Below are 15,579 nucleotides of genomic sequence, written 5' to 3'. Positions count from 1 at the left end.
GACCCACGCCTCGAACACGGACTCTGAGCTCCCCGCGGCGATGGACGGGTTGACTCGACCGGAGACCCCGGCGCCGGCAGGGGGCCTTGCTGGCCTGATCCCCGGTGTGTACCCTGGTTCAGGATCCGTCGCGCTCGCGCGCGCCGGCCAGGGGCATGACCACGCTGCCACACACCATCTCCGCGGGGCGCGGCTGGATCCACGGCGCCGCGCTGGACCTCGGGATCCTCCTTGGGCCGTGGCTCCTCGTGGCCGCGCTCTGGGCGGCGCGAGGCGGCGACGACGCGTCCACCGCGCTCTGGTGGTCGCAGTTCGTGCTCGGGAACACGACGCACGTCGTCCTCACGTTCCTGCTGCTGGCGGCCCGCGCGGACGTGCTGCGCGCGACCCCCTCGCAGGCGAGGATCGTGGTCGCCGGCTCGCTGCTCACGTTCGCGCTCTCGTGGGCGCTCTTCCGCGGCGTCAAGGCGGCGATCCCCGACTGGAGCGACTTCGCGCTCGCCGTGGCCGCGATCTTCGGGACGCACCACCGGCTGTCGCAGGCGAAGGGGATCTGGTCGCTCTACAACCTGCGCGGCGCGCAGCTCTCGCGCCCGGCGCCGTCGGGGCGGGAGCGCGCGCTCCAGCAGCACTGGGTCTCCGTCGGCCTGGTCGTCGTGATGGTGGCCTGGCTGTTCGTGCCCTCCGGGCCGGGCCGCATGTTTCCGCTCCTCCAGGCGATCCCGCGCGAGCCGGCGATGCTGCCGCACGCGGCCGCGTACCTGCTCGCCGCGGCGTGGCTCGCGTTCGTGGCCGCGCTGCTCGTCGAGCTCGGCCGGGCGAGCCCGCGCAGCGCGCCGAAGATGCTGCACGTCGGCGCGCACGGCGCCGCGGTGACGCTCGCCGTCGTCGCGCCGCTGTGGGGGAGCATCGTGTGGGGCGCGATCCACGGGCTCGAGTACTATTTCCTCTGCGCGAGGATGATGCGCCCCCGGGAGGGCGACGCCGCGCCGGGCCCGTCCGCGCGCTGGGTGTGGCCGCTCATGCTGCTGTCGATGACGCCGCTGTTCCTCGTCGGGCTCGCGCTCTCGCCGTTCGCGGCGCGCTCGCTGTTCCCGTCGCGCTGGACCGAGGAGGCGCTGATCGTCGTCAACGCGCTGGTCATGGCGCATTACTTCGCCGACGCGTTCATCTACCGCTTCCGCATCCCCGAGGTGCGCCGGGTGGCGCTCCGCCGCCTCGGCTTCGCCTGACGGCGCGATGCGGCGCCTGATCGCGTGGCTCGACGGCGCCCGGGCGCGCGCCGCCCCGGCGCTGCGCTCGCCCCGCGCGTTGCCCGTGCTCGCCGCGCTGGTCGGGCTCGTGGCGCTCGTGCCCCGCTGGGGCTTCGCGGTCGAGGAGCACCCGCCGCGGCTCTATGTCTTCGGCGACATGGCGCTCTACCTGGAGCGGGGCGTCGCGCTCGCCGAGCGCGCGCGGACGGCGTGGGACACGTTCACGCCCCCCGGCTATCCCGCGCTCCTCGCCCTGCTGCACGCCGCGGCGCCCGGGGATCTCGCGCTCGTTGGCGCTTGCCAGGCGGCGCTGGGCGCGCTCACGGCGGCGCTCACCGCGCTGTTCGCGTACCGCCTCGATCGCTCGCTCGCCGTCGCGGCGCTCGCGGGGCTCGCGACGGCGCTGTACTTCCCGCTCGTCTTCTACGCGGGCTTCGTCCTCACCGAGACGACCTTCGCCTTCCTGCTGCTGCTGTTCGCGTGGCTCGAGCTCCGCGCGCTCGAGCGCGGGCGCGGCCGCGGCCGCGCGGCGCTCGGGCTCGCCGCGGGCGGGGTCCTCGGGCTCGCCGTGCTCGTCCGCCCGAGCCTGCTCGCGTTCCTGCCGTGGGTGGCGTTCCGCGCGGCGACGGGCGCGGGCCCCGATCGCCGCGTCGCGGGCGCCACGTTGCTCGCGTGCGCGCTCGTGATCGCGCCCGTGTCGGCCCACACGAGCTGGCTCCTCGGGCGCCCGGCGCTGGTGGCGACGAACGGCGGCGTGAACTTCTACCTCGCGCACTCGGCGTGCCGCTCCGTGCGATCGGCCGCCGGCGGCGAGGTCGTCGAGGTGAGCACCCATTACAACCGGACGCATTTCGAGCGCCGGTGCGAGCTCCCGCGGCCGTTCCTCGACGAGGGCGCGTACTACCGGGCGGGGTTCGCGGAGATCGCCGAGCACCCGGGGCGGCTGCTGCGCGCGTGGACGGGCGTGGCCGAGGGCCTCGGCCTGGCGCCGCGCCGCGCGTGGCCGAACCAGCCGTTCTGGCCGGGCTCGGTGGAGCACGAGGCGGTGCTCGACGCGTCGTCGCGGCTCTTCGTGCCGGCGGTGCTGCTCCCGGCGGTCGCCCATGCGATCGCGCGGGCGGCGCGGCGCGGGCGTCGCGGCGCGGGCGCAGATCCGGAGGCTCGCGCGCGCGGGCTCGCGTGGGCGATCCTCGCGAGCGTGGGTGTCGTGCTCTATGTATATAACGGTAACCCGCGCGTCCGCGTCTCGAGCGATCCCCTCGCCCTCGCCCTCGCGGCGAGCGCCTGGGCGGCGGCGGCGCGGCGGCTCCTCCGGTCGTTTGCTCTTGCTCTCGCCTCCCGGCGCGCGGGACCTCCATGAAGCTCTACTACGCTCCCACTTCCCCCTTTGCCCGCAAGGTGCGCGTCACCGCCCACGAGCTGCAGCTCGGAGACCGGATCGACCTCGTGCTGGTCAATCCCTGGTCGGACGCGGAGCTGCGTTCGCTGAACCCGCTGGCCAAGGTCCCGACGCTGGTCCGGGACGATGGACAGGTGCTCTTCGAGTCCGCGCTCCTCTGCGAGTACCTGGACCACCTCGCGGCCGGGGGGCTCTATCCGGCGCCGGGAGAGGCGCGGTGGAGCGCGTTGCTCCAGCAGGGCATCGCGGACGGCATCAATGCTGCTGCCGGACGGCTCTTTGCCGATGAACATCGCCCGTCCAACGAACGATCGAGCAGCGTGATGCAGCGCCAGGCGGATGCCATCGAGGCCGGCCTCGACAGGCTGGAGCGCGACGCCGGAACGCTGTCGAGCGGACTCGCGGACATCGGCGCGATCTCGGCCGCCTGCGCGCTCGGCTACCTCGACTTCCGCTGGCCCGACCGAGGCTGGCGAGACGGCCGGAGCGGCCTCGCGCGCTGGTTCGACGTCGTCGGCCAACGGCCATCGATGATCGCCACGCAGCATCGCTTGCCGTGATGGGCCGCATCGCCCTCCCGGCCATGCGCGGCCGGATGTCGTCTGATGCTGCCCCTGTCAAGCGCGCAGCACCCTTCGGCTCTCGCTGACCCCACGATCTGCTCCGGTCACGACGCCGGGGACATCGCATGTTTTCATCGTGTCTCGCGGTCGACATGAGTGGACGCGCGCTGTTACCGTCCCGGCAACTCAGCCAACAGAGCGCGGCGCGCGGCGCGTCCGCTGCCATGGCTGTCGGGAGGTGCTTCGTGACGTCGTCGTCGAGTCGAGCGTTATTGTTGTTGCTGTTGGCTGGGGGCGCCTTGGCGTGCAGCGCCCCCGGATCGCAGGCGGTCGGGAGAGGTCCCGCCGAGCGTCCTGTGGAGAGCGCGCTCCGGCCGAGCGGCGCGGCGCCGATCGAGCTCGATCGGCTCGTGAGCCGGGCGCGGGCGCGCTTTCGATCCACGCCGCAGGGGCTCTCCGCCGAGGGCGTCGCCCATCGGATCGACCTCGAGGGCGTCGCGGCGCGGATCCGCGCGAGGCCCTCGGCGGCGGCCGCGCGCAAGGAGCGCGAGACGCAGCTCCAGGCGCTCCGCGAAGCGCGCTCCGCCGCCGAGGTCGAGGCGCGCCGCCGCGCGCTCCGCGGGTCCCTCCTCGAGGGCGCGTCCGGCGAGCCCCCGCCGGGGAGCGCGCTCACGCTGACGACGCTGTCGATCGCCCGCGCCGGCTACGAGTGCGTGAACGGCGAGGGCCGCGTGCGCATCGCCGAGGACGGCGGCGCGGTGCGCGCGTTCGAGACGTGCAGCGAGCTGTGGAAGAACCACGAGGCGAACGCCGAGCAGGCGTTCCGGTTCGCCGAGCGACCGGGCGGGCGCGGCGACCTCGTCGTGCGCGTGAGCGCCCGGCTCGGCGCCGCGGACGCCGCGCTCTCGATCCCGAGCGTCGCGAGCGACGCGCGCGGCCTCGTCCTCGGCGCGGCGCCCGGGCAGCGGTTCGTGTACGGCCACGGCACGTGGATCGACGCTTCGGGCCGCCGCGTGCCGGTGCCGGCCCGGTGGGCGGACGGCCACATCGAGCTGCGCGTGCCCGCCTCCGTCGTCGAGGAGAGCGGCTATCCGGCGCTGCTCGATCCGGAGGTCGGCCCCGAGATCGGGACGGAGCCGCCGGTGCCCGTCCAGCAGGACGTCGGGTTCGATCCGGAGATCGCGACCGACGGGACGGGCTACGTCGTCGCCTTCGAGGCCTTCGCGCGGATCCGCGCGGTCCGCGTCGACGCGAGCGGGAACGTGCTCGACCTCGACTGGCTGGATCTCGGCGAGGAGGGCGCCGGGCAGTTCGTGCCCAGCGTGGCGTACGGCGGCGGCCGTTACTTCTTCGCGTGGAGCCAGTACGGCGGCGAGGACGGGCGCACCATCGTCCACGGCCGCGTGATGCGGCCCGACGGCACGCTCGAAGGGTCGGCGAGCTTCCAGATCTCGTCGTCCGGCGACGGACTGGAGCCCTCGGTCGAGTGGAACGGGGAGCGCTTCGTGGCCGCCTGGCTCGCCATCGCCGACGACGGCGTGCGCGACGTCCACGCGACCCTCATCGATCCCGGCGGCAGCGTCGTTCCCGGCGCCGAGCGCGCCATCTCGACGAGCGGGGACGCGGGGCGCCCGGTGGTCACCTCCGGAGCGGGTGTCTCCCTCGTGGCCTGGGACGAAGGCGAGGTCCCCATGCGCGCCGTCCGCGCCGCGCGGGTGGCCGGCGACGGGGCGGTGCTCGACGTCGGCGGCCTCCCGATCTCGGAGGGCCCGGTCAACGCGCGGCTGCCCGCGCTCGCGTCCGGCGGGGCGAGCTTCCTGGTGACGTGGGTCCGGGACGATTGGCCGAGCGCGATCCGTGGCGCGGTGCTGGGCGCGGACGGCGCGATCACCGCGCGGGACTTCCCCGTCTCCCGGTCGAGCCCGGGCACCCAGGCCCCCGCCGCGGCGTTCGACGGAACGAGCTACCTCGTGGCCTGGGCCGACGAGCGGGACCGTCGCTCGATGGTCGGGGCCCGCGTCTCGGTCGAGGGCGTCGTGGAGGGGACCGATGACGTCCGGCTCGCGGACGGGTCGCCGCGCTCCGTCGTGGACTCCGATCGGAACTCGCTCGTGTGGAACGGCTCGCGCTTCCTGCTCGCGTTCCACGGTGAGGGCATCGAGGGTAGCCTGATCCGCCCGGATCTCGCGCTGGACCCGGGCCAGATCGTGCTCGGCCCCATGCCGAACAGGCAACGGAGCCCGCGCGTGGTCTGGACCGGCGAGAGCTACCTCGTGGCCTGGAGCGACGAGCGGGATCCGGACTGGGAGCGGGCCGAGGTGAGCGTGCGCGCGGTGCGCGTGAGCGCCGCGGGTGAGGTCATCGACCCGGTCGGGCTCGATCTCATGAGCCGCTCGTTCGGGCTCGATCTCGCCTCGAACGGCGAGGGCACCTCGGTGCTCACCTGGAGCGATCCGCGCGACAGGGAGTATCTGCGGCCGATCGCGAGCGACGGCACGCCCGGGGAGAGGATGGCTGTCTCGTCGCTCACCCTGGTTTCAGGGCCCTGGGTCGAGAGCAACGGCGATGGTTATCTGGTGACCTTCGTGGAGAGGAGCACGGAGGCACCCTACGTGTACACCGCGTCGGGCCGCCTGCTCGACGCGTCAGGCAACGCTGGCCCGGCGTTCCCGATCGTGCCCGCTACCGAGTCGGAGTCGTCCGCGTACCCGCTCCCTGCCGGGCAGGACTACCTGGTCGTCTATCGGAACCGGGACGTGGGCGTGCGTCTCGTGCCCGTGAGCCGCACGGGAGATGTCGGGGAGAGCTTCTTCCTGTCGGACCCACCTGTCTCCGTCTCCGCGGCGACGGACGGCACGGACACGCTCGTGGTCTGGGCGAAGGGCGAGGAGTGGCCGAAGCCCACCGACGGGCTGATCCGCGGCCGAATCTACGCGGCTGGCGGCTGGCGGGGCGAGGAGTTCGTCATCTCGCCGACGAGCGCGGGGTATTCGGCGGCCGTGGCCTGGGACGGCGCGAATTACCAGGTGGTGTGGGAAGAGGCGGGGACCCACAGGCTCCAGAGCCGCGCCGTGGCGCCGGGCGGGACGCTGGGCCCCGAGGCGTTGCTCGTGGAGGGCGAATGCGCTTCGCCGACGCTGGCCAGCGGCGAGGACGGCCGGCTCCTCCTGACCTATGAAAAGCCCCGCCTCGCCGGGTACATGCGGCGTGTTGTTTCGCGTCTGCTCACCCCGGAGCCGTCGTCCGGGACCGGTGCAGGCGGCGGCGGTGGCACGGAGGCGGGCGCCGGCGGCGCGGCGCCGGGCACGGGCGGCAGCGGCAGCGGCGGCGGCGGCGCGGCGCCGGGCGCGGGCGGCAGCTCCTCCAGCGTCTCTGCCAGCAGCGGCGGCCATGACGGGACCGACGGCGCCGGCGACGACGCGCAATGCAGCTTCCGCGGCGGTGCCAGCCGGTCCGGGCATCTCGGGCTCGCCGTCTCCCTGTTCGGCCTCGCCCTCGTCGCGCGGCGCCGCGTCAGGGCAAGTTGGCGTCCATCCAGGCGAGTCGGGCGCGAATGAAGTCGCGCATGACCTGGAGCTGGCCCTCCCACGTGGGCACGGTGGGGCCGCCGACGAAGCCGGTGCTCGACTCGATGACGCTCGGCACGGGCCACCTGGCGTAGTCGCGGACCACGGCCTGCGCCAGCGGCGCGCTCAGGCTGTTCATGCGCTGCTCGATCGCGGCCTCGGACAGGAGCGTCTGGCGCAGCGCCGTGTAGCGCGTCCTCACCTGCGCCATGAACGCCGGGTCTCCGGTGAGCTTCTGGTACCAGTTGTTGACGTTCCTCTGGCCGCTGAAGCGCCAGCCGGTGTCGCTCTCCGACTGGGGCGTCGCGTTCTGGGCGCCCACGCCGCCGAGCGCGAAGTTGTAGTCCCACAGCGGGCCGGCCTTGAGCTTCTGATCGCGATCCTTGTGGTAATAGGCGCTCCGCACGTACGCGTCCACGTTGAGCGTCAGCTCGCTGATGATCAGGTAATCGATGAACGACGGCAGATCGATGTACGCCGCGTAATCGCCGATGGGCGTCTGATGCACGCTGTCGTGGAACTGCTGGATATACTGCGTCAGCCAGGTCGCCTGCTCGTCGTTCAGCGGATCGGGATCCACCACCTCGAGATCGATCCAGCACGTGCCGCTCTCGTCGTTCCCGCCGGGCCCGCCGGGCCCGCCGCCGGGCCACCCGCCGCCGCCGAAGCCTCCGAACCCCGGGAGGGGCTCCGAGCCCGTGCACGTGAGCTGCGGCTCCTCGGCTGCCGCCTGGTCGAACTTGAAGATGTAGCCGCCGCTGATGTCGGGCAGCGCCCGGTCCTCCTCCTCGAGCTGCGCGAGATCGGTGCGAACCTTGTTGTTCTTGATCGTCTCCGAGACCCAGTAGATGCCCTGATAATCCGCTTCACCGATGGCGTGCGGCTCGTAGTTCAGGTAGACCTCGGCGAACTCGGTGCGCGGCGCCTGGAGGCCCATTTCCCGGCCGAGCGCGTAGGTGAACGGATTGCGGATCAACGTCCGGTCGTAGTAGGGCGGGATCAGCGCCCAGTCCGAGTCGGCGGGCATGCCGAGCACGCTGTAGTCGAGGTCCTTGCCCTCGTTGTCCCACAGCTCGAGCTTGTACGGCGTCTGCGGGAAGTTCGCCGACGACTGGCCGCGCACGTGATAGCCCGCGCGCATCGCCATCGTGGGCAGCGAGGCGATCGAGGCCACGCCGTTGACCGGCTCCCAGATCATCACCGCCGCGTCGAAGTAGACTTCCTTGTCGCCCGGCTTGCCCTTGCCGTAGCCGTCCACGATCATGATGGGAATGTCGGACGTCGCGTCGATGGTGCGCGCGATGTAGAGGCCCGTGCTCACCGAGCCGGCCGCCGCGCCCCCCGCGAACGCCTGCGCGCGGACCTGCGTCGTGGCCGTGAGGGTCAGGGGCTCGCCCGTGTACAGCGTGGAGGCCGCGGTCGGGGGCTGCCCATCCACCGTGTAGCGGATCTCGGCCCCATCGACGGTCGTTGTCATCCCGACCTGGATCTGATCCCTGAATGTCTGGCTCGGTGTGGAGAACGCCACGTCCCCGAGCAAGGATGGATTCACCGGCGCGGTGTCACCGCCTGACGCGCTCTGGCCGTCCGGTGCCTGACCACAGGCAACGCACAGGGCGACGAGGGCGAGCGAGATGGATCCTTGAAGCAGCCCGGTAAAGCGCGTGCGTTTGCCCATGATGGTATTTTTCACTGTCAACCTCGTTGAAAGTGCAAGAAATGGTCATTGTACGGACACACGGGGCTGCCGCGCTACCCGTTTCTCGCGAGGCAGAGGCGCGCCTTCGACGCGCCCTGGCCAGCCGGTGATGCGCTCGGGCCATCAGGCGACGCGCCCAGGCCATCCGGCGACGCGCCCAGGTCATCTAGCTCGGGCTGCTGGGTATGCGGGAGCGGGCGGCCTGGTCGGCGGCGAGCTGGACGCCGCGCCAGCCCCGGCGGGGGCACGACGGTCGTCGACCGCTCCCGGTCCGGGGCGGGGACGTCCTGGTGCGGCGCGAAGCGCCTCGTCTCCCGCTCGCCCTGGGAGCAGCCCAGGGACAGGCGAAGGCGCTCTGGGACGTCCCTGACGCCTTGCGTCTTGTCCCTGGCGGCTGGGTCGGTGTCCCTGGCGCCTTACCTCTCGTCCCTGATGGTAGTTTCCGTGTCCCGGGCGCCGAACCGCCAGTCGCCCGCGGGCCTGTTCCCGTGTCCCTGGCGGCGGTTTTCGTGTCCCTGGCGACGGTTTCCGTGTTCCTGGCGGCGGTTTGCCTGACCGAGGCGACGGTTTGCCTGACCGAGGCGGCGGTTTGCGTGTCCCCGGCGACGGTTTCCGTGTCCCTGGCGTCAGGTTGCGTGTCCCTGGCGGGATTCCCGTGCGCCGGTCACCGCGGGGGTGGAGCCTCTGTCGTGAACCCGGCGAGCCGCCGGCGGGCGCTCAGCGGTACCAGTTGCCGGCCGGCGTCTTGTTGTCGAGCATCCGGCCGTCGGCGGGACATCCGTTGTCGTCGAGCGACGGCCCGCACAGCCCCGTCTCGTCCACGCAGTTGTAGGTCTCGCAGTCGGGCCCCAGGACGCACTCGCTTCCCTCCGGGAGCCGCGGCCCGCACGTGTCGGTCCCGAAGATGTCGCACCGGCCGCTGTCGCACTCGACAAACGTCTCACACGTCGCGCCGTCGGGCGCCCACGGCGCGCAGGTGCCCACGTCGGCGTCGGGGTCTGGCTTGACGCAGTGCCAGTTCTCGCAGTCGTGCTCGATGGTGCACTCTCCTCCGATCGGCACCTGCCCCTCGAACGCATCGAGGAGGCAGGGCCAGTCGGTGTCCGTCGCGGCGCACCCGGCGGTGTTCAGCCGATCGATGCAGGCGCGCATCCGGTCGGGGTGATAGACGAGGCGCCCCGCCTTGACGGACGCGCGCAGGACCGGCAGCACGGTCGCGTTCTGCAGGACGGACCTGTACTCCGCGCAGGTCTCCTCCGTGGTCGCCAGGAAAGGGTTGTCGAGGGCAGTGGGAGAGCAGCAATCATAGGTGAGGCGGCAGTAGGTCTCGCCCTCCGCGCTGAAGAAATCGTCGAGCGCGATCGGGCCGGTGCCACCGATGTAGATGGGATCCTTCTTATCAACCTCATCGCCGCCGCACCCGAGGAGCACGCCGCCGAGCAAGGCGGCGGCGCCGCAGGCCATCTGCAAAGAGCTGCGCCGGAACATCGTGATTGCCATCATGGAACGTAGCCTCGCCGTCTGGCGCCGCCGAGGCGACCCTGCCTCGCAGCCCGCGTATCGTTCGCGGGCGCCCCGGCGGCGGTGGAATCTAGGTGCGTGGAGCTGCTTGTCGCGTGAAGCAGAAGAAACAGAGCTGTCGAAGAGCCGAACGGTGATGTCGATGCCGCGGCGGATTACTGGGCTTGCAGATGCGCCGTGCAGTCGAACTCCCCGCCGTCGCAACGGGCCTCCAGCCCGCCGTTGGACTCGGAGAACTCGCAGAGCATGCCTTGCTCGCTGCTGTTGCCCTCCAGCCGCCATCCCCCCTTCGTCAGATCGTCGATGTCGACGGCATCGCTGCGGTTCCCCTTCATGGGGAGACCCACGTCGTCGCCCGTGACATCCAGCGTGCACGAGCCTGCCCACGCGCTGATGGTGAGGCGACCGGACGGCCCGCAGGTGCCCGTCACGTCGAAGACCACCTCGGTTGCCCCCGCCTCCTCGCATACGCCATCATGGCTCTCGTAGCAGCCGTGCCCCATCATGAACGGGCTCAAGAGCAGGAGCCCTGCGAGCGACACGCCGCCAAGGAGCCCAGTCGCCTGTCCACGGTTCGTTCTCGGGTTCATCGTTCAGACCATCCGTCTTCAAGAGGTCCGCCCAGCAGGCACCAGCACCACTTGTACTGGCAAGCGCCGGAGCGCGGCGGGCATCGTGCCAGAAGCTACCGGGCCAGTTTGCTAGCACCCCATGTCGTTCGCCGCAATGCCTGTTTTCTCGGCACGGCGACGAGATGAGGCTGAGCGTCGAAGGCCCCGGTCGCCCGGGGACCTTCGACGCTCAGCCGGGCATCAATGAAAACCCATGTTGTCGAGGCGAACCTGCCCCGCCGGGTTCACGTTGAGCGCCAGGCTCACGCGGCAATTCTGGAAGTTACCTCCCAACGTGCTCGCCACCTGCGTGGGCAGCAAGAACTCGACGGTGTTGAACTCTCCGTCGAACCGGTTCGTGAAGCTCTTCAAGCCGAGCGGGAGGTTGTTGTGAGGGCCGCACGTCAAGAACACCTGGACGTCGCCGTTCCACCACTGGTTCGGCTGCCGCTCGGGGATGAAGACGTCGACGCTCAGGTTCCGGGTGACGCCGCTCAGCTCCGAGGTGTTGAACGGACGGCTCGTCACCACGATGTGTCCGCCCGCGGTGAACGCCACCGAGCCCGTCCCCTCGACGCGCTCGCTCGACGTGGACAGCGGGACGGGCGCGCTCCAGTCGCCGGCGTTGTCGAAGCTGAACAGCGGGTTGGTCATCACCTGATAGATCTGGCTTCCCCTGAGGTGGTACGTCTCCCGCTCCGTGACGTCGCCGCCGAAGCGCAGGTTGTCGAGGAGGAGCGGATCCTGGCAAGAGGCCGTGGTCACCTCGATCCGGAGCCGAGCGTCCGCGAAGTCGCCGAGCAGCGCCGCCTTGACGTTCGGCGGGACGACGAACTCGATGGTGCTCCAGGCGCCCCGGGGCAGGGTCGTGAGGTTCGTCCATGCCGGGAGCGGCAGCGTGAAGATGTTGGCGCCCGGGATCGTGATCATCATCTGGATGCCGCCGACCCAGAACGGATTCGGCTGCGACGCCGGCACGAAGAGATCGAACTTCAGGCGATCCCCCACCGCCTGCCAGTCCGCCGTCAGGAAGTGCGGGCTCTCCACGGCCATGGAGTTGCAGCCGTTGAGCTGGAGCGAGCTCGACCCCTCGGTGAACTGCGTGAAGTCGGAGCCGAGCCCGGCCTGATCGCTCGTCCAGGGCGCCGCCGGGTCGTCGAAGCCGGCGAACCCGGGGACGCCGACGGGCACCTGGAACACACGCGTGTACAGGCTGTCGTACGCCGGATCGCTGCTCGACAGCGGGAAGCTGGTGATGACGTGCCGCTCCGGGGCGGCCGCGTCGTACTCGTTCCACGCGACGAGGCCGCGGCCCCTGATCCAGTTGAATCGCGTGGGGTCCGGCGCCAGCTCGGCCTGGATGCAGTTCAGGCAGTTCGGGTCGTCGAAGCTCTTCAGCGCGTCGCAATACAGGCTCGTCGTGTCCGCCGCGCACGCGTCCGAGTAGACGGCGAGGGGGGCGTTCCAGGGCAGCCGAGCGGCGCTGACGTTCTCCCGGGTGAACAGGCCCTCGATGTCGTCCTGGCTGGTCATGGGCGCGAGCTTCATGCCCTGCACCGAGTTGAAGAACGGCAAGAACGTGTCCGTGAACGACGGCCCGACGTCGCTCAGGATCTGCTGCGCCGTGGGCCCGAGCACGGCCGGGATGAGGCCGAGCGCGACCGAGTCGGCGATGAGGTTGCCGGCGTCCTCCGCGGCATTGCCGACATCCGCGAGCGGCGCCGGAGATGCGACCGCGTCCTCGATGTCGTCGAGGAGCGCATCCCAGCGATCGAGCACGGCCGTCTTGCGGTTGTACCTGGCCACCTCGTCGGGCGTCGCGCCAGGGCCGGGCGGGTTGTTCGAGAGGTCGTCGCGCGCCGCGTCGATGGCGTCCCTGATGTCCGCGAGGTAGTCGGGGTCCCGCAGGTCCTCCTCGAGGAACGCGAGGTTCACCATCTCGTGCGCCGGCCTCTCGCGCAGCGCATCGGCGGCCTGGCTGAGGGCGTCCTTGATGCGCTCGGCCTGCGCATAGGCGTCCGCGAGATCGTCGTACATCGCCGCGCATTCCGCGTTCGTCATGTCGGAGAGCTGGTCGCAACGGTCGACGACGCACGTCCTGCGGTCTGCCTCCTGCTGGGCCGGGGTCTTGCTCGGGTCCCCCTCGAGGCACTCGATGAACGCGATCGTGTCGTCGATCGTGTCGCAGGCCTGCCGCGCCGGAGTGAGCAGCTCCTCGGCGTAGTTGTCGAGCTCGATAGTCTCCTTCATCGCATCGAAGTTGCACGCGACGGACTCGAGGTCGCACCTGACCTGGTCGACGGCGGCCTCGGCGCAGTTGCTCTTCTCGTCATCGAAGGCGGAGCAGGGCAACTTGCACAGCGCGGCGCCGATGGTGTCGCACCCGGGGGTCGGGATGCCGAGCACATCGAGGCCGCTCGGGCACCAGAAATCGTCGCACGACTCCTCGCACCCGTTCCTCGATTCGCTCTGGCAGGCACCCCCGCACTGGCCGGGCGTCGTGCTGCACACGAAGGTGCACGCGTCCTGGAGGCACGTCGTGATGTTGTCCTCGACGCACCGCACGTGCTCTTCCACGCAGGCCGCGTGCCGCGCTGTGGCGGCGATCGGGGCGAACGCGAGGTCGAGGCAGTTCTCGAACGCCGGATCCCGGACCGCGCCGCAGAACTCGTTGTAGGAGTCCCTGATGCCGGCCATCTCCTTCTCCGGCAAGATGACCTCCTTGAGGTCGTCGGCGCGGAAGCCGAAGCCGATCAGATAGTCGATCTCGCGGGTCAGGTTCCCGCGCATCGAGCGGTGGCCGTTCGCCGACTCGAGCGTGAACTCGTCGTGCCAGGGCGCGTCGCCGCGGGTGGGGTCGACGATGCCGGCGAAGAGCGTGTCCGCGTCGCCGCCGAGGAAGGCGGCCTTGAGGCGCAGGAGGAAGTCGTCGTCGACCGGCGACCCCGGGCGCACGGACCCGCGGTAGAGGCCTCCCGCGTTCCCCTCGTCCTGCCAGCCGGCGCGCACCACGTCCGCGCAGGCGTCCGTGTTGAGCGTCGGCTGGTCCGGATCGAAGTCGGCGGCGGTGGTCTTCCCGAGGTTCTGCGACGAGCACTGGCTCAGGAGGATCCAGTTCCGGCGCACGATCTCGGCGTGGCGGGTGTGCCGGTCGAGCCGGTCGTTGATGCCGCCGACGTACTCGATGGCCGTGCGCAGCTCCTCCACGACGTTGCTGCCGCCCTGATCTGCGTGGCAGTCGGCGAACCCGAACGTCAGCTCGTCGACCCACGACGCGGCGTGCACGCCGAGATCATCCATGAGGTCGGCCGGCAGTTCGGCCGCGTCGAGCCCGAAGTTCACGAAGGCGTTGTTCCTGACGTCCTCGGCGAGGTCGAAGAAGCCCCCGAGCCGGGACCAGCCCTTGACCGACGGCGCCAGCGCGACCTGGGCGTTGAAGTAGCTGTAGAACGGCCCGCCGTGGAACTGGTTGACGTTGCCGAAGAACTGCGCGAAGCCGTCGAAGGTGCTGCCCTGATCCTGGGGCGGAGCGGGGGCGTGCGCCGGGCGGCTGGAGTAGAACGCGTCCAGGAACGCGACCGGCGCGGACATCGTGACGAGCCCGCGTCCGCCGCCGTCGCCGTTGACGCTCAGCAGATGGTCGGGGACCAGCGAGTCGATGTACCCCTCGACCGCGACGTGCTTCACCTCCTCGCTGAGGTTACCCCAGATCCCGCTGCCGTCCGTCATCGACCACGCGCCTCCGGCGAGCTCGTTCACCCACGTGTGAGCGAAGCTGTCGGCGACGCCGTGGGAGATGTAACCCATCATGAAGGCGAGGACCTCCTTTCGCTCCTCGGTGGATGCCGGGTAGGTCGCGAAGAACTCGAGCATCGCGGTCGCGAAGTCGATCGAGCGGAACTCGACGGGCCCCGTGCGGTTCTCGTACCTCTCATGGTGCGCGTGGTCGGCAGGCGCCGTGCCGGTGATTCGCTCCACCAGGTCCTTGAGCATCGGCGTCTCGTTGCCGTGCATCATCATCTGGCCGGTGAACGGATCGGGGAAGCCGTCCGGGCCGGTCACGCCGGCGCGGAAGAAGTCGGGCTTGGCGATCACCGCCTGGTACGCCTCCTTCGCGCTGATCACGACGTTGAGCGGGCGGCCGTTCAAGGAGAACGTGATCGTGTCCGGCTGCAGCCCACCCGTGATCTGCAGCTCGAGCTGCGCCACCGTCTCGTTCGCCGTGGCGACGTGCGTGCCCACCTTGAACGCCGACGCCGGCGCGGAGAGCGCGGTCGCCGCGACGGCGCTCGTCAGTGCGATGAGCAGTCGATGGTATCGGAATATACCTATCTTGCGAGTCATGTGTTCATCCCAAGATGCAAGTTGTTATGGTGATCGGCGTCCTGTTCGCTGTGAGGATTCGTACTGATCGCAACCTGTCCTCAGCCCGCGTCGTCCGACGGAAACGTGTGGTGCTCGCCGTCCGCGACGCTCAATGAGCGCCCATGGCAATCACCGGGCCAGCGTCAGCGCTCACCGGGCCAGCGTCCGCGCGCATTGCCGGCCAGCGCGGGACTGCGCGTCTCGCGCACCGCGCCGGCGTCGCTCACCGTCGTAAACCTGCCGCCCCGAGGCTCGTGCCAGCGTGCCAGCGTGCCAGCGTGCCAGCGCGGCGAGCGCCCGTGTGCCAGCGCGCCGGGAGCCAGGGTCTCCGTGCCGCGCGGCCCGGCGCCGCCTCGCGCGCCAGGACCGTGCGCCACGTTCCGGGCCGCCCTCTCTCGACCGCTACGCTCGCCGACGCTCGGCGCGTTCCTGGGCGGGTACGAGGCGTTCGGCGCCCTCGTCGTCTACGAGCTCGGCGCCGCCCTCCGAACGGTGGGCGACGGCGATCTCGGCGGGGCGGCCCAGGGGGCGCGCGGCGCCGCGCCGGGCGCGCTGGCACCCGCCTGCTCCGCGACCTCGTCGCCCGCGTGCAAGCGATGTAC

At 71.0% G+C, this 15,579-nt stretch carries 8 protein-coding genes; 4 read left to right on the top strand and 4 right to left on the bottom strand.

From position 1 onward, the window contains the following. The first annotated feature begins 155 nt into the window (after positions 1 to 155). The 4 genes from WME76_RS22290 to WME76_RS22275 all read left to right on the top strand — a co-directional run bounded on the left by WME76_RS22290 (position 156) and on the right by WME76_RS22275 (position 6,772). Entirely contained in the window at positions 156 to 1,232 is a 1,077-nt protein-coding gene (locus WME76_RS22290; protein WP_437954306.1) for a hypothetical protein, read from the top strand. Between the two features lie 7 nt (positions 1,233 to 1,239). Continuing rightward, positions 1,240 to 2,613, top strand: coding sequence for a hypothetical protein (locus WME76_RS22285; RefSeq protein WP_437954305.1), 1,374 nt, complete (start codon positions 1,240 to 1,242; stop codon positions 2,611 to 2,613). After that, complete coding sequence (locus WME76_RS22280; protein WP_437954304.1) at positions 2,610 to 3,212, top strand: glutathione S-transferase N-terminal domain-containing protein; 603 nt, start codon at positions 2,610 to 2,612, stop codon at positions 3,210 to 3,212. The genes WME76_RS22285 and WME76_RS22280 overlap by 4 nt, the downstream gene beginning before the upstream one ends. A 359-nt stretch (positions 3,213 to 3,571) precedes the next feature. Next, positions 3,572 to 6,772: a hypothetical protein gene (locus tag WME76_RS22275; protein WP_437954303.1), complete on the top strand. Its 3,201-nt coding sequence runs from the start codon at positions 3,572 to 3,574 to the stop codon at positions 6,770 to 6,772. Here the strand turns inward: WME76_RS22275 and WME76_RS22270 are convergent. The 4 genes from WME76_RS22270 to WME76_RS22255 all read right to left on the bottom strand — a co-directional run bounded on the left by WME76_RS22270 (position 6,729) and on the right by WME76_RS22255 (position 14,956). Continuing rightward, positions 6,729 to 8,459 (bottom strand): CotH kinase family protein, encoded by a 1,731-nt coding sequence (locus WME76_RS22270; RefSeq protein ID WP_437954302.1) that lies wholly within the window; start codon positions 8,457 to 8,459, stop codon positions 6,729 to 6,731. The genes WME76_RS22275 and WME76_RS22270 overlap by 44 nt on opposite strands. A 738-nt stretch (positions 8,460 to 9,197) precedes the next feature. After that, a complete protein-coding gene (locus WME76_RS22265) occupies positions 9,198 to 9,983 on the bottom strand; it encodes a hypothetical protein (protein WP_437954301.1) in 786 nt (261 codons plus the stop codon). Between the two features lie 173 nt (positions 9,984 to 10,156). Continuing rightward, positions 10,157 to 10,591, bottom strand: coding sequence for a hypothetical protein (locus WME76_RS22260; protein ID WP_437954300.1), 435 nt, complete (start codon positions 10,589 to 10,591; stop codon positions 10,157 to 10,159). A gap of 222 nt (positions 10,592 to 10,813) precedes the next feature. Continuing rightward, on the bottom strand, positions 10,814 to 14,956 hold the full coding sequence (locus tag WME76_RS22255; protein ID WP_437954299.1) for a hypothetical protein: 4,143 nt from the start codon (positions 14,954 to 14,956) through the stop codon (positions 10,814 to 10,816). Between the last annotated feature and the right edge of the window lie 623 nt (positions 14,957 to 15,579).

The organism is Sorangium sp. So ce119, from assembly GCF_051524405.1.
Classification (GTDB): domain Bacteria; phylum Myxococcota_A; class Polyangia; order Polyangiales; family Polyangiaceae; genus Sorangium; species Sorangium cellulosum_G.
This window is presented reverse-complemented; position numbering and strand designations above follow the sequence as displayed.